The 14,198-nt window shown below is 57.7% G+C and carries 13 protein-coding genes and 1 pseudogene; 8 read left to right on the top strand and 6 right to left on the bottom strand.

What is annotated here, in order from left to right; translation table 11 throughout:
• Positions 1-52: 52 nt before the first annotated feature.
• The 4 genes from ACPF7Z_RS11730 (at position 53) to ACPF7Z_RS11715 (ending at position 4,250) form a co-directional block, all read left to right on the top strand.
• Positions 53-1,078: an amino acid ABC transporter substrate-binding protein gene (locus ACPF7Z_RS11730; RefSeq protein WP_425193428.1), complete on the top strand. Its 1,026-nt coding sequence runs from the start codon at positions 53-55 to the stop codon at positions 1,076-1,078.
• Between the two features lie 78 nt (positions 1,079-1,156).
• A complete protein-coding gene (locus ACPF7Z_RS11725) occupies positions 1,157-2,341 on the top strand; it encodes an amino acid ABC transporter permease (protein WP_425193427.1) in 1,185 nt (394 codons plus the stop codon).
• Between the two features lie 2 nt (positions 2,342-2,343).
• Positions 2,344-3,444, top strand: coding sequence for an amino acid ABC transporter permease (locus ACPF7Z_RS11720; RefSeq protein ID WP_425193426.1), 1,101 nt, complete (start codon positions 2,344-2,346; stop codon positions 3,442-3,444).
• Between the two features lie 77 nt (positions 3,445-3,521).
• A complete protein-coding gene (locus ACPF7Z_RS11715) occupies positions 3,522-4,250 on the top strand; it encodes an amino acid ABC transporter ATP-binding protein (protein WP_425193448.1) in 729 nt (242 codons plus the stop codon).
• Between the two features lie 3 nt (positions 4,251-4,253).
• Here the strand turns inward: ACPF7Z_RS11715 and ACPF7Z_RS11710 are convergent, their stop codons facing one another.
• On the bottom strand, positions 4,254-4,721 hold the full coding sequence (locus tag ACPF7Z_RS11710) for a hypothetical protein (RefSeq protein WP_425193425.1): 468 nt from the start codon (positions 4,719-4,721) through the stop codon (positions 4,254-4,256).
• A 294-nt stretch (positions 4,722-5,015) separates the two neighbouring features.
• Here ACPF7Z_RS11710 and ACPF7Z_RS11705 point away from each other — a divergent pair, with 294 nt between their 5' ends.
• From ACPF7Z_RS11705 to ACPF7Z_RS11695, 3 genes are all read left to right on the top strand, one after another.
• A complete protein-coding gene (locus tag ACPF7Z_RS11705) occupies positions 5,016-5,447 on the top strand; it encodes a host attachment protein (protein WP_425193424.1) in 432 nt (143 codons plus the stop codon).
• 219 nt (positions 5,448-5,666) lie between these two features.
• Positions 5,667-7,805 carry a methyl-accepting chemotaxis protein gene (locus ACPF7Z_RS11700; protein ID WP_425193423.1) on the top strand — a complete coding sequence of 713 codons (2,139 nt, stop codon included), beginning with the start codon at positions 5,667-5,669 and terminating at the stop codon, positions 7,803-7,805.
• 444 nt (positions 7,806-8,249) lie between these two features.
• The gene (locus ACPF7Z_RS11695; protein ID WP_425193422.1) at positions 8,250-9,896 is read left to right on the top strand and encodes a methyl-accepting chemotaxis protein; all 1,647 of its coding nucleotides are present in this window, start codon (positions 8,250-8,252) and stop codon (positions 9,894-9,896) included.
• Between the two features lie 51 nt (positions 9,897-9,947).
• On the opposite strand, the gene ACPF7Z_RS11690 is transcribed toward ACPF7Z_RS11695, so the two are convergent.
• Complete coding sequence (locus tag ACPF7Z_RS11690; protein ID WP_425193421.1) at positions 9,948-10,874, bottom strand: LysR family transcriptional regulator; 927 nt, start codon at positions 10,872-10,874, stop codon at positions 9,948-9,950.
• 149 nt (positions 10,875-11,023) lie between these two features.
• Between ACPF7Z_RS11690 and ACPF7Z_RS11685 the strand changes: the two genes are divergently transcribed.
• Positions 11,024-11,800, top strand: a complete 777-nt coding sequence (locus ACPF7Z_RS11685; RefSeq protein ID WP_425193420.1) for a ferredoxin--NADP reductase — start codon at positions 11,024-11,026, stop codon at positions 11,798-11,800.
• A 21-nt stretch (positions 11,801-11,821) separates the two neighbouring features.
• On the opposite strand, the pseudogene ACPF7Z_RS11680 reads toward ACPF7Z_RS11685, so the two are convergent.
• From ACPF7Z_RS11680 to ACPF7Z_RS11665, 4 genes and pseudogenes are all read right to left on the bottom strand, one after another.
• Positions 11,822-11,908: pseudogene (locus ACPF7Z_RS11680) on the bottom strand (P-II family nitrogen regulator); the annotation flags it as partial.
• A 159-nt stretch (positions 11,909-12,067) separates the two neighbouring features.
• Positions 12,068-12,406, bottom strand: a complete 339-nt coding sequence (glnK, locus tag ACPF7Z_RS11675; protein WP_425193419.1) for a P-II family nitrogen regulator — start codon at positions 12,404-12,406, stop codon at positions 12,068-12,070.
• A gap of 171 nt (positions 12,407-12,577) precedes the next feature.
• Positions 12,578-13,822 carry an ammonium transporter gene (locus ACPF7Z_RS11670; protein WP_425193418.1) on the bottom strand — a complete coding sequence of 415 codons (1,245 nt, stop codon included), beginning with the start codon at positions 13,820-13,822 and terminating at the stop codon, positions 12,578-12,580.
• A 12-nt stretch (positions 13,823-13,834) separates the two neighbouring features.
• Complete coding sequence (locus ACPF7Z_RS11665; protein WP_425193417.1) at positions 13,835-14,173, bottom strand: P-II family nitrogen regulator; 339 nt, start codon at positions 14,171-14,173, stop codon at positions 13,835-13,837.
• Positions 14,174-14,198: the final 25 nt, after the last annotated feature.

Raw genomic sequence — 14,198 nt, 5'->3', positions numbered from 1 at the left:
CTTGTCAGTGGATACAAACTCATAACAATCCCATACGCTAGGAGCTTCATAGATGAACAAAAACAAGCGTCTATTCCTCATGTCGGCAGCGGTACTACTCGCAAGTGCTACCACCACCGCCCAGGCGGATATCCTCGGCGACGTCAAGAATCGCGGCAGTCTCAATTGCGGTGTCAACGTGGGTTTGACCGGTTTCTCAGCCCCGGACTCAAAGGGCGAGTGGCAGGGATTGGACGTCGAGGTGTGTCGTGGCATAGCCTCGGCGGTTCTTGGCGACCCGGAAAAGGTGGAATTCACGCCGCTGACTGCCAAGGAGCGTTTCACCGCCCTGCAATCCGGCGAGATCGATGTGCTCTCGCGCAATACCACCTGGACCGCCACCCGGGACAACTCCTTGGGGCTCAACTTCACCGCGACGACATTTTATGACGGCCAAGGCTTCATGATTGCCAAGGACCTTGGTGTCGACAGCCTCGAACAGCTCGACGGCGCCTCCATCTGCATCCAGTCCGGCACCACTCACGAACTCAATCTCGCTGATTACTTCCCGTCCCGGGATATCAATATCGATACCGTCACCTTCGATACGCCTGACCAGACGGTACAAGGCTTCGCTAGCGGTCGCTGCGACGTGCTCACCTCCGACACCTCGCAGCTAAGCGCACTACGCCTGCAATTGCCCGAGCCTGATAGCGTCAAGGTATTACCGACCCTGATCTCCAAGGAGCCGCTAGGTCCGGTGGTGCGTCAAGGCGATGACAAATGGTTCGACATCGTCAAGTGGTCACTGTTTGCCATGCTCAACGCCGAAGAGATGGGGATCACTCAGGATAACGTTGACGACATGAAGAGCAATCCGCCCAACCCCGGGGTAGCGCGCCTGCTCGGAGTGGAAGGCAAATACGGTGAACAGCTTGGCCTTTCCAATGACTGGGCCTACAACATCATCAAACATGTGGGCAACTACGGCGAGGTGTTCGCGCGCACCGTGGGCGAGGACTCCCGGCTCAAGATCGAGCGCGGCCTGAACGCCTTGTGGACCGAAGGTGGGATTCAGTACGCGCCGCCCGTGCGCTGAGCCACTGAATTGAACCCATGCCCGTCTTGTGCCGATCGGCGCAGGACGGGTAATCCCTAGGCTCAAGCGAGACACTCGATGGCGCGTTCCTCTTCTCGACGACGCGAGCGCGGACCGCTGTGGCGCGATCCGGCGTTTCGTGCGCTGCTGGTGCAAGCCGTGCTGCTGCTGGCGCTGGCCGCGTTGATTGCCGTACTTGTGCAGAACACTCTGTCCAACCTCGAAGCGCGAGGCATCAGCACCGGTTTCGGCTTTCTGAACAACCGGGCGGGATTTTCAATCCCGCAGACATTGATCGAGTATACCGGCGATAGCAGCTACGCGCGTACCTTCCTGGTCGGGCTGCTCAATACCCTGCTGGTCTCTGCACTCGGAATCGTTGCGGCAACCATTATCGGCTTTACGGTGGGGATCGCGCGGCTGTCGCCCAACTGGTTGCTGGCCAAGCTGGCGGCGGCCTATGTTGAGATATTTCGCAATATCCCGCTGCTCCTGCAGATTCTGTTCTGGTATTTCGCGGTGCTGCGCAGCCTGCCATCGCCGCGTCAAAGCATGTCTCTGCTCGAAACGTTCTTTCTCAATGTGCGGGGAATGATAATCCCGGCACCGGAGCCCCAGCCAGGCTTTGCCACCGTCCCTCTGGCGCTGGTAGTGGGCATCGTGTTGGCTTGGCTCTTGGTGCGCTACGCCCGACGTCGCCAAGCCCGAAGCGGCAAGACGCTGCCTAGCGGCTGGCTCAGTGCGGCGTTGATTCTGGGCTTGCCACTGGCAACGTATTGGGCGGCCGGTTCACCGCTGACCTGGTCGCTCCCAGAACTCACCGGCTTCAACTTTCGGGGCGGCGTCAATATCCTGCCGGAACTCATGGCCTTGTGGCTGGCGCTGTCGATCTATACCGCGGCATTCATCGCGGAGATCGTGCGCTCGGGCATTCAGTCCGTACCCCAGGGGCAGGTCGAGGCGGCACGAGCCTTGAGTCTGCCGGGGGGAATCACGCTGCGCAAGGTGGTCATTCCCCAGGCCATGCGCGTCATCATTCCGCAATTGACCAGCCAATATCTCAATTTGATCAAGAACTCCTCGTTGGCCACCGCCATCGGTTATCCCGATCTGGTCGCGGTATTCTCCGGCACGGCGCTCAATCAGACCGGCCAAGCCATCGAGATCATCGCCATGACCATGGCGGTCTACCTGACCATCAGCCTGATCGTGTCGTTCTTCATGAATCTGTATAACGCACGCACGCTGCTCAAGGAGCGCTGATTATGAGTTCGCATATGCCTCCGATCCCTGCACGACAGCCACCGCGTCTGGAACAGGGCATCGTGGGCTGGCTGCGTGCCAATCTGTTTTCCGGCCCGCTCAACAGCCTGGTTTCGGTGGCGATCATCGTTATGCTGGGATATCTGCTGTGGCCTTTGATCCAATGGGCGTTGATCAATGCCGACTGGGTCGGGGACTCCCGGGAGGCTTGTAGCAGTGAAGGCGCCTGCTGGGTGTTCATATCGGCTCGCCTGGAAACCATTGTCTATGGCTTTTACCCGCAAGCAGCGCGTTGGCGGGTGGACCTGGTGTTCGCCCTGCTGGCGGCGCTGATCGCCTGGTTGGCGATACCCCGCCTGCCGATCAAACGCTGGGTGTGCCTCTTCGCCCTGTTCGGCTTTCCGATCATTGCTTATGTATTGTTGTCGGGCGGTCACTTCGGCCTGATGCCAGTGTCTACCCGCGACTGGGGCGGTTTGATGCTGACACTGACTATCGCCGTGGTGGGTATCGTCGGCTCGTTGCCCATCGGCGTGTTGCTGGCCCTGGGACGCCGTTCGACGATGCCATTGGTGCGTGGCGTCAGTGTGGTATTCATCGAGTTCTGGCGCGGTGTGCCGTTGATCACGGTATTGTTCATGGCCTCGGTGATGCTGCCGCTGTTCGTGCCTTCCGAGGTCGATTTCGACAAGCTGCTGCGTGCCCTGGTGGGCATCATGCTGTTCTGGAGTGCCTATATGGCGGAGGTGGTTCGTGGCGGGCTGCAGGCGATCCCTTCTGGGCAGGAGGAGGCCGGCAAGGCCCTGGGCCTGAGCTATTGGCAGCGTATGGGGTTGATCGTATTGCCTCAGGCGCTCAAGACGGTGATTCCGGGGATCGTCAATACCTTCATTGCCCTATTCAAGGATACCTCGCTGGTGTTGGTCATCGGCCTGCTGGATCTATTGTCGATCATTCAGGCGGGACTGACGGATCCGGATTGGCTGGGTTTCGCCATCGAGGGATATGTCTTTGCGGCGCTGGTGTATTGGGTCTTCTGTTTCAGCATGTCGCGCTACAGCCAGTACGTGGAAAGACGCCTGGATACCGGGCATCGCAACTGAGACCGGGTTCTGAATTCGATAACAAAGAGGGCGCTGCGCCAATGAACGACGCCATGGCGAAAGACAATAAGGCACCGATGATCGAGATGCGCCGGCTCAACAAGTGGTTCGGCGACTTTCATGTGCTGCGAGACATTGACCTGACAGTGGCACGGGGCGAACGCATCGTCATCTGTGGCCCCTCCGGCTCGGGCAAATCCACCCTGATACGTTGCATCAATCACCTCGAAGCGCATCAGGAAGGCGAGATCGTCGTTGACGGCATCACCATGACTCAGGATATCAAACGCATCGAGCAGATTCGTCGCCGGGTAGGCATGGTCTTTCAGCATTTCAATCTATTCCCGCATCTGACGGTGCTGGAGAATTGCTGTTTGTCCCAGACCTGGGTACAGAAAAAGCCGCGCCGTGAGGCCGAAGCAAGGGCCATGGAATATCTGGAGCGGGTGCAGATCGCCGAACAGGCCAAGAAGTACCCCGGGCAGCTTTCCGGCGGACAGCAGCAGCGAGTGGCGATCGCTCGCTCGCTATGCATGCATCCGGAAGTGATGCTCTTCGATGAGCCGACTTCGGCACTCGACCCGGAGATGATCAAGGAGGTGCTCGACGTCATGATCGAACTGGCCCGTGAAGGCATGACCATGCTTTGCGTGACCCATGAGATGGGCTTCGCCAAGACCGTGGCTGATCGCGTGATCTTCATGGATCAAGGGCAGATCATTGAAGAGAACGCCCCTCAGGAGTTCTTCAATAATCCTCGCTCGGAGCGTACTAAAACGTTCCTCAGTCAGATCCTCGGCCATTAAAGGCTAAAGGCTCGTTCCCTGGCGATGCGTGTCTCGAGCTGTCTCCCTGTCTCGTGGCGTCAACTTGCGGCGTGGCTCCAACACTCGGGCATCGCCAACCACGCCTTCATCTTCCGGTATCGGCTTGACTTCGTTGACCCAGGCGTCGGCTGGATCGTGCATGCCCGGACGTCGCTCGAAGGAGCGAGTGACGACCGAGCCGGGCAAAAGCCCTTGAAGCTGATGTCTCACATGATGAGGCAGCATCAAAAGCTCGCCGACCAGGCGAGTTCCGACCATGGCCAGCAACACCACGCCGGCGCCGAATGCCAATGTCGGCCAGGCATCCAACCAGCTCAAAGAGGTCATCCAGGGGCTACGGCGGAGCAGCCAGGCGATCCCGCCCAGCAGCCAGCCCAGCTGAGCCACGCCGTGACAAAACATCAAGGTGCGTCGCGGCAAAGGGTGACGCAACGAAAAGAGGGTGCCCATCGGCAGTACTCCCGAATAGTCGATAGGGTCGATGATGACTCGGTTGTGTCGGCATCCTTATCAGAAACGGGATACTACCAGTTTCCAAGGTGCAGGAAACGACTGATTGTCCTCAGCAATATCCATCACTTTTTCGCAGCCTGTATTTGAGTCTGGCGCGGCTATCAGCCATCCTGAAGAGGCGATGAGAAGCGAATACCCCTTGACGGGCTTGAAAAAGAAACGGTTCGCCAGATATTTAATGTGTTCGATACTATGAGCCAGTAATGACGACCCAATGGAAAAGGAGATGCCATGACCACCTATATCGTGGTTTCCGATGCGGCCCGCGCTCGTGTATTTGCCCATGCGGCGGGCAATACCCGTGAAATCGACAACCTGGTGCACCCTGAGAGCCGGGAGCATACCGGTGATCTGCGTACCGGTGGGGAAGGCGCCGCCACCAACGCGGGTGGTCAACAGCGCCAGACCGGCGATGATGACGCCACCTCGGAAAAGCACGCCATGTTCTTCGCCAAGGAAGTGGCGGATTACTTGAAGAATGCTCGCTCTCAGGGCAAGGCGGACAGCTTCGTCATCGCTGCAGCGCCGCAGTTTCTGGGGCATCTGCGCGAAAAGATGGATTCCAATACCCGCGACATGGTGGTGAAGGAAGTCGATAAGGACTATTCCAAGGCGAGTCTCGACGATATCACCGAAAAGCTCGCCAAACCCTACGCACAATGATCCTGCCGGCCGCGCCTTCATCGGGCGCGGCCATCTTTCTCGGCATATAAGTGTCGATTGAATCATATTGAAATGCGCTTACTTTTCCCCGCTTATTCGCCTTGCATTTTCAGATAAGACTAAAGTTTTAACTCTGGAGGGCGATAGGGCGCTAAACACCGTGTGTACGTCATCACATGTCAATGCGGTGGATAAAACTAGAACGGGGAAATATCGATTATGCATTTCAAATCCATTCGCACCTTTATTGCGGCGCTGGTTGGCGCCTGTTTGCTGCTCGTCGTGGCGGCACTAGTGATTTATGCGATCTTCACGGCATCGCAAACACAGGACACGGTAGAAACCCGTACTCAGACGCTTCTAAAAGAGGCCATCGACGAGCGTTTGACGGCGCTTGGGCAGGCCCAGGCCGGGCAGATCCAGCGCCGCTTGGACATACCCATGACGGTAGCCTCGATGCTGGCGAAAACCAATGAATTGATGGGAGAAATAGGCCCAAATGGAACGCCCCAGCTATGGATGAACCGTGATGAGCTATCGAATCTGATTGCCGAAACACTACGCGAGCATCCGCAGTTGGATGCATTGTATATCGGTTGGGAACCCAATGCCTTTGATGTCGACCAGTTCTTTACCGGCCGTGAAATGGATGGCTATTTTGCCAATGGACGCTTCGCGCCCTGGTGGTATCGCACCGAGGAAGGAAATATCGAAGTCGACATGCTCGATGACATCAACAGCGACGAGATCATCGCGCTTGGCGTACGGGAAAACGAGTATTACGAATGCCCCAAGCAAACCCTGAGCCCCTGTATCATTGATCCGGTACCCCTGGAATTCGACGATGATGCGTTTGAATCCGCCACCTCATTCAATGTACCGGTCATTGTCGAGGGTGAGTTTCGTGGTGTAGCCGGTGCCGATCTTGGGACAGGATTCATCCAGCAAAGCCTGATCAAAGCCAATGAAGCTCTTTATGATGGTGCCGGCAGCATGGCATTGATCGCCCCGAGAGGCGGTCTGGTAGGGTACACACCGGATGACAAACGCCTGGGCACCCTGGCCTCGGACGTGTTCGAGGCGGAAACGATCGAACATCTGGCCGAACTGAAAAACAATCAGCCGATGACACACTGGGATGCAGAAGCGGGGCAAGTGGAGCTGTATCTGCCCTTCGAGATCGCCAATTCCGGGGTGTACTGGACCTTATTGGTGCAATTGCCTGATGCCGTGGTAATGGCCGACCTGCAGGCGTTCAAGGGCGACCTGCGTAGCCAAAGCACCAACAGTATCATCGGCATGCTGTTGGTTGGCTTGCTGGTCGCTGTCGTAGGATTGGTCGCCATCTGGTTCGTCGGCTCCAGCATCGCGCGCACGCTGCGCCGACTGGCGGATCGCATGCGCGATATCGCCTCCGGTGGCGGCGATCTGACCCAGCGCCTGCCGGTCAAAGGGCGCAACGAAACCGCGGAGCTGGCGACCCAGTTCAATGCCTTTGCTGACAAGATCAACGACGTATTGCTGGACGTGCGCGAGAGCAGCGAGTCGGTGCGGGTCGCCGCCTCGGAAATCGCCATGGGCGGAGAGGACTTGTCCAGCCGTACCGAGACCGCGGCCTCGAACATACAGGAAACCTCGGCGTCCATGGAGCAGTTGACCAGTACCTTCGAACACACCGCCCAGTCCTCGCGCCAGGCCAATCAGCTTTCCGAATCCGCGTCTGAAGTCGCGACTCGTGGCGGGCAAGTGGTCGCCAACGTGGTGCAGACCATGGACGACATTGACGCCTCTTCGAAGCAGATCGCCGAGATCGTCACGGTGATGGACAGCATCGCCTTCCAGACCAATCTGCTGGCGCTCAACGCCTCGGTAGAGGCGGCCCGGGCCGGCGAGCAGGGACGTGGTTTTGCGGTGGTGGCCTCTGAGGTGCGTCAACTGGCAGGGCGCAGTGCCGATGCTGCGCAGCAGATCAAGGAGTTGATCGATAACTCCTCGAACAAGACCCGGGCCGGTGCGGAACTGGTACGCAATGCCGGGGCGACCATGGACGAGATCGTGGCCAGCGTGGCCCGAGTCACCGACGTGCTGGGTGAGATCAGCGCCGCCACCAACGAGCAGAGCCAGGGCATCGGTCAGGTCAATGAAGCCGTTGCCGAGTTGGATCGCATGACTCAGGAGAACGCCGCCATGGTCGAGGAATCCACGACTGCCGCCGGTCATTTGCAGGAGCAGTCCCAACGCCTGGCCCAGATCGTGGGGGCGTTTACTCTGGCCGCACGACATGATGGCAAGGCACCGCTAGCACTGCCTTCTAAAGCAAAGAAAACGGCTGACTATCAGGAGAGCGAACGGGCCTGATATCGAACCCGATAAGCGAAGCGGCCCGGGTAATTGCTCGGGCCGTTTTTGTTTCACGGAGGCATAGGCATACGTCTTTTTTTAATAATATTAGATAAACATTAAATTATAGGAACAACAGCCGATAGCTATCGAATACCAGACCAGTCTTATCGACTATTGGTGCACATGCATATCCGATAAACGATTCAATAAGCAGAGGCCTATTCTATGTTGTCTTCCTTGAAACGTCGTATACAAGTTGCCTGTGTGGCTATCATCGCACTAGCCATGTTATTGGTTACAGCGGTCGGCTATTTCACCGTCGAGTCACATTACGAAAAGACGATCGTAAAAAATCTGAATTCTGTGGTAGAGGGCAATGCTTCAGCGATCAAGGAGTGGATCTCTTCGCGCACAAGCATGATCGAAGCGGCGCGCACTCCAGTTGTCGAGCAGCCTCCCATGAGCGCATTGATTCAGTTGGCCGAGTCTGGCGGGTTTATTGCAGCATTCTTGGGCAAGCCAGACGGTAGCATGATCTCATCCGATGGCTGGGAGCCACCCGCAGATTATGATGCTAGCCAGCGCGACTGGTATCTAAATGCTGTCGAACAAGGTAAGACCGTCGTTACAATGCCCTATGTCGATGCGGATTCAGGACAGATGGTAGTTACCTTCGCAACCCCTGTTGAGCGTAACGGAACGCTGGCTGGGGTAGTCGGTGGTGATGTCTTCATCGACACTGTGGTTGCAGATGTTGCAGCGATTCAGACTACACCCTCGAGCTTTGCCTTTCTTAGTACAGGTGGGAAAACCTTGATTGCCCACCCCAACCCCGATCTCACGTTAAAGCCTTTGAATACACTTAACGACCAATTGACGCCGTCGGCCACTGCCGCCTTGAGCGAGAGCGGCGGCTGGCAGGAGATCGTTATTAATAACCGTATCAAACGGCTTGCCATGGCCCCGATCCCAGGTAGCGAGTGGGAATTGGGTGTTGCACTCGATGAACAAGAGGCGACTGCCGCGCTTGGCGCCATTATCCAGTCGTCATTGATTGCGTTGCTGGTGATCACGCTCACTGCTTCTGTACTGCTTGGTCTGTGGCTCAAGCGCACCTTAGGTGGGTTGGTGCATGTTAGCGATGCGCTTGAGAATATTGCCAGTGGCGATGGCGATCTTTCCCGTCGCTTGCCGGTTGCGGGTCGTGATGAGGTAGCGAAGATTGCGGATGCTTTCAATCGCTTCGCCGACAAGATCAACGACGTATTGCTGGACGTGCGTGAGAGCAGCGAGTCGGTGCGGGTCGCCGCCTCGGAAATCGCCATGGGTGGGCAGGATCTGTCCAGCCGTACCGAGACCGCGGCCTCGAACATACAGGAAACCTCGGCGTCCATGGAGCAGTTGACCAGCACTGTCGAGCACACCGCCCAGTCCTCGCGCCAGGCCAATCAGCTCTCCGAATCCGCGTCTGAAGTCGCGACTCGCGGTGGCCAGGTGGTCGCCAACGTGGTGCAGACCATGGACGACATCGATGCCTCCTCGAAGCAGATCGCCGAGATCGTGACGGTGATGGACAGCATCGCCTTCCAGACCAATCTGCTGGCGCTCAACGCCTCGGTAGAGGCGGCCCGGGCCGGCGAGCAGGGACGTGGTTTTGCGGTGGTGGCCTCTGAGGTGCGTCAACTGGCAGGGCGCAGTGCCGATGCTGCGCAGCAGATCAAGGAGTTGATCGATAACTCCTCGAACAAGACCCGGGCCGGTGCGGAACTGGTACGCAATGCCGGGGCGACCATGGACGAGATCGTGGCCAGCGTGGCCCGAGTCACCGACGTGCTGGGTGAGATCAGCGCCGCCACCAACGAGCAGAGCCAAGGCATCGGTCAGGTCAATGAAGCCGTTGCCGAGTTGGATCGCATGACTCAGGAAAATGCCGCCATGGTCGAGGAGTCCACGACTGCCGCGGGACAGCTGCAAGAGCAGTCCCAGCGCCTCGCTCAAATTGTAGGAGCCTTTACGCTAGTAACGCGGCAAGATGGTAAGACACTATTGACGCCACTCCCGGCAGCACATGAGGCCGCTGTTCACCCGGAGAGCGAACGGGCCTGATATCGAACCCGATAAGCGAAGCTGCCCGGGTAATTGCTCGGGCCGTCCCATTCAGGGCACCCGGGGCAACTCGATCTCATCGATACGCTGAATGTCCTCGGTCATCTGCTGACACAGGCGCAGAAATTCGCGGATGCCCGTGGTCAAGTATTTATGACGATGCCAGATGAAGGTGAACTGGCGGCGAAGATCGAGTTCCGGTGTCGCCACCGGTACCAGACTGCCTCGGCGAAAGGCATCGCGGAGCGCCAGCCGGGACACACAGCCGATGCCCAGGCCGGATTCCACCGCGCGTTTGATGCCCTCGGTATGTTCCAGTTCCAGCAGGATATCGAAGCGTCCGCGACGATGGCGTGTCGCCTGTTCCAGGGTCAAGCGCGTGCCCGAGCCCTGCTCGCGCATGATCCAGGTTTCACGCAGCAGCCTGTCCAGGCTTACCGCGCCGGTCTTGGCCAGCGGGTGAGAGGGGGCGCAGAAGACAGTCAAGGCGTCTTCTACCCAGGGCTGCATGACGACATCCTGATGCTGACAATCGCCTTCGATTAGACCCAGATCAAGCTCGTGCTGAACGATATGCTCGATAATCATCGCAGTATTGCGTACCTGCAAACGCACCCTGCTGCCTGGATGGCGTTTTATGAAGTCACTAATGAGCAGGGTCGCCAGATAATTGCCGATGGTCAGGGTGGCGCCGATGTCCAACGAACCCACGCCGCGCTGCCCACTCAGCAGTTCTTCGATTTCCTCGGCGCGGTCAAGTAGCGCCACGGCCTTGGGCAGCACCTGAAAGCCCAGGGCGTTGAGCTTCAGGCGTTTGCCGATACGGTCGAGCAACAGGCAGTCGAACTGGCGCTCGAACTCCGCCAGGGCGGTGCTGGCCGCGGATTGAGAGAGCGCCAATGATTGGGCGGCTCGTGAGACGCTCTCGTGTTGGGCGATGGCAACGAAGACCTCGAGTTGGCGCAGGCTGTAGCGCATGACGGATATCCAGGATACGCATTGATATCTGCATTATAGATAAGGGTTATCCATATAAACCATTTAACAGATATTTGTTTGCAGAATATAATTTAAAGATGGTATTGAAGAGCTTTATATAATTTAAAGCTATATACATTGGAGATATTATGAGCAAGTTCGCACTTGAGGATGTGCTTAGCGTTCATCACTGGAATGACTCGTTATTTACCTTTCGCACCACTCGAGAGCGCAGTCTTCGCTTCAAGAATGGTCAGTTCGTGATGATCGGTTTGGAAGTGCAGGGCAAGCCGCTGATGCGTGCCTATTCGATTGCCAGCCCCAACTACGAGGATCATCTCGAATTCTTCAGCATCAAGGTGCAGGATGGCCCCTTGACCTCACGTCTGCAGCACCTGAAGGTCGGCGATCAGATCATGGTCAGCCGTAAGCCGACGGGCACCTTGGTTACTGACGATCTACTCCCCGGACGCAATCTTTACCTGCTGTCCACCGGTACCGGTCTGGCGCCGTTCATGAGCCTGATCCAGGATCCGGAGGTCTACGAGCGTTTTGAGAAGATCGTGTTGGTACACGGCGTGCGCCATGTCAATGAACTGGCCTATGCGGACTTCATCAGCAAGACGCTGCCGGATCATGAGTATCTGGGTGATGAGATCCGCGACAAGCTGATTTATTACCCGACCGTGACCCGGGAAGAGTTCCATACCATGGGGCGGCTGACCGACCATATCAGCACCGGAAAATTGTTCGAAGATGTCGGTGTTCCCACTCTCGATCCGCGTCAGGATCGCGCGATGATCTGCGGTAGCCCGGCGATGCTGGTCGATACCAGCGCGCTGCTCGACAGCCTCGGCTTCAAGATTTCTCCCCGTATGGGCGAGCCCGGTGACTACGTCATCGAGCGCGCTTTCGTGGAGAAATAATGCTGTCGGCCATAAAGGCCATTACACTGCATCCTTGCCGGTTTCGCCGGTGCGGATGCGGATGACCTGCTCCAGCGCCGAGACGAAGATCTTGCCATCGCCGATCTTGCTGAAGTAAAGAGAGCCACCTGAGCGCTTGGTGTATCAGACTGCATCCTTGCCGGTTTCGCCGGTGCGGATGCGGATGACCTGCTCCAGCGCCGAGACGAAGATCTTGCCATCGCCGATCTTGCTGAAGTAAAGAGAGCCACCTGAGCGCTTGGTGTATCAGACTGCATCTTTGCCGGTTTCGCCGGTGCGGATGCGGATGACCTGCTCCAGCGCCGAGACGAAGATCTTGCCATCGCCGATCTTGCCCGTATTAGCCACCTCAGTGATCGCATCGATGACCTGTTCGGCCATGTTATCGTCCACGGCGACTTCCAGCTTGACCTTGGGTAGAAAGTCGACGACATATTCCGCACCGCGGTACAACTCGGTATGGCCTTTCTGTCGGCCGAATCCCTTGACCTCGGTTACAGTGATACCCTGCACGCCGATCTCGGAAAGAGATTCGCGGACGTCGTCGAGTTTGAAGGGCTTGATGATAGCGGTCACCAGTTTCATGGGGGGTATTCCTCGCGTCCTTTGAACAGCCTGCCCGGGTGCGTGATGACTACCGGGGGGTCGAGTTTGCAGCATTGATGGACATAAAGCATACACCGCCATCCCCATGAATAAAAAAGACCCTCCGAAGAGGGCCAGTAGGAGCACGCCAGCTCACCGGTGTGTCGAGGCTCATCGATTGCCGCCGACCATGAACTCGGGATAGGCCTCTAGTCCGCACTCGACCAGATCGACCCCCTCATATTCTTCCTCTTCACTGACACGGATGCCTATGATCGCCTTGAGGATCAACCACACGATCAGGCTGGCAATGAACACCCAGGAGAAGATAGCGACGGTACCGATCAACTGGGGGCCGAAGCTCGCGTCGCTGTTAGTGAAAGGCACCACCATCACACCCCAGATGCCGGCGATACCGTGAGCCGATATGGCGCCTACTGGATCATCGATCCTGAGTTTGTCCAGTGTGACGATGCCCACCAGCACGATGGCCCCGCCGATGGCCCCGATGAGTGTTGCGCCTAGTCCGGTGGGAGAGAGAGGATCCGCGGTGATCGCGACCAGCCCTCCGATAGCGCCATTCAGGATCATGGTCAGGTCCGCCTTGCGAAACCATAGCTTGGCCAGGATCAAGGCGCCGATCACCCCTCCGGCGGCCGCGGCGTTGGTGTTGAGCAGCACCTGGGCCACGTTATTGGCAGAGCCGATATCGGACACCTTGAGCTCCGAGCCGCCATTGAAACCGAACCAGCCCATCCACAGGATGAAGGTACCCAGCGTCGCCAAGGGCATGTTGGCTCCAGGAATGGCGTAGATGGCGCCATTCCTGCCGTATTTACCCCGGCGTGGACCCAGTACCAGCACCCCGGCAAGCGCGGCGGAAGCGCCGGCCAGATGCACGATGCCGGACCCGGCATAATCCGAGTAACCGAGCTCCGAGAGCCAGCCACCGCCCCAGGTCCAGAAACCGGATACCGGATAGATCAAGGCGGTCATGACCACCGCGAAGGCCAGAAAAGCCCAGAGTTTCATGCGTTCGGCCACGGCGCCTGAAACGATGGACATGGCGGTGGCAACGAAGACCACCTGGAAAAAGAAATCCGCCCGGGCAGAGTAGTAGGGCGCATCGTCGCCGCCGGCGAGCACTGCATCGACGCTATTTTCCTCGCCGATCAGAAAGCCCAGGCTGGGAAGGAAGCCCCCCGCACTACTGGCATACATGAGGGTGTAGCCGATCAGTAGATACATTGTGCAAGCGATGGCGAATAGCACGATGTTTTTGGTCAGGATCTCCGCGGTGTTCTTCGAGCGCACCAGGCCAGCTTCCAGCATCGCGAAGCCGGCGGCCATCCACATGACCAGCACGCCGCAGATGAGAAAGTAGAATGTATCAAGCGCGTAATTGAGTTCTGGCATTGTTGTCGTCTCCTAGACTGCGTCGGGCCCGCGTTCACCGGTTCGAATGCGGATGACATCCTCCAAGGGGGTGACGAAAAGCTTGCCGTCACCAATGCGCCCGCTATTGGCTGATTGCACGATGGCGTCGAGCACGCCTTCGACCCGGTCGTCGTCCACGGCAATCTCGATCTTTACCTTGGGCAGAAAGTCGATGACATACTCCGCCCCCCGATAGAGCTCGGTGTGCCCTTTCTGACGGCCAAAGCCCTTGACCTCGGTGACGGTGATGCCTTGTACACCGTTGTCGGCCAGGGCCTCGCGGACATCATCGAGCTTGAAGGGCTTGATGATGGCGGTGATGAGTTTCATTTCTCGTGTCTCCTGATGGCGTCTC

Source organism: Halomonas sp. GXIMD04776 (assembly GCF_049808615.1).
GTDB lineage: Bacteria > Pseudomonadota > Gammaproteobacteria > Pseudomonadales > Halomonadaceae > Modicisalibacter.
The sequence above is the reverse complement of the archived record's forward strand: the minus strand, read 5'-3'. Positions and strand labels throughout refer to the sequence as shown.

Coding starts and splice junctions, on each gene's coding strand:
- ACPF7Z_RS11720 (WP_425193426.1), top strand. CDS start 2,344: ATGAGTTCGCATATGCCTCCGATCCCTGCACGACAGCCACCGCGTCTG.
- ACPF7Z_RS11685 (WP_425193420.1), top strand. CDS start 11,024: ATGAGCAAGTTCGCACTTGAGGATGTGCTTAGCGTTCATCACTGGAAT.
- ACPF7Z_RS11715 (WP_425193448.1), top strand. CDS start 3,522: ATGATCGAGATGCGCCGGCTCAACAAGTGGTTCGGCGACTTTCATGTG.
- ACPF7Z_RS11670 (WP_425193418.1), bottom strand. CDS start 13,822: ATGCCAGAACTCAATTACGCGCTTGATACATTCTACTTTCTCATCTGC.
- ACPF7Z_RS11665 (WP_425193417.1), bottom strand. CDS start 14,173: ATGAAACTCATCACCGCCATCATCAAGCCCTTCAAGCTCGATGATGTC.
- glnK (WP_425193419.1), bottom strand. CDS start 12,406: ATGAAACTGGTGACCGCTATCATCAAGCCCTTCAAACTCGACGACGTC.
- ACPF7Z_RS11695 (WP_425193422.1), top strand. CDS start 8,250: ATGAGCGCATTGATTCAGTTGGCCGAGTCTGGCGGGTTTATTGCAGCA.
- ACPF7Z_RS11730 (WP_425193428.1), top strand. CDS start 53: ATGAACAAAAACAAGCGTCTATTCCTCATGTCGGCAGCGGTACTACTC.
- ACPF7Z_RS11690 (WP_425193421.1), bottom strand. CDS start 10,874: ATGCGCTACAGCCTGCGCCAACTCGAGGTCTTCGTTGCCATCGCCCAA.
- ACPF7Z_RS11710 (WP_425193425.1), bottom strand. CDS start 4,721: ATGGGCACCCTCTTTTCGTTGCGTCACCCTTTGCCGCGACGCACCTTG.
- ACPF7Z_RS11725 (WP_425193427.1), top strand. CDS start 1,157: ATGGCGCGTTCCTCTTCTCGACGACGCGAGCGCGGACCGCTGTGGCGC.
- ACPF7Z_RS11700 (WP_425193423.1), top strand. CDS start 5,667: ATGCATTTCAAATCCATTCGCACCTTTATTGCGGCGCTGGTTGGCGCC.
- ACPF7Z_RS11705 (WP_425193424.1), top strand. CDS start 5,016: ATGACCACCTATATCGTGGTTTCCGATGCGGCCCGCGCTCGTGTATTT.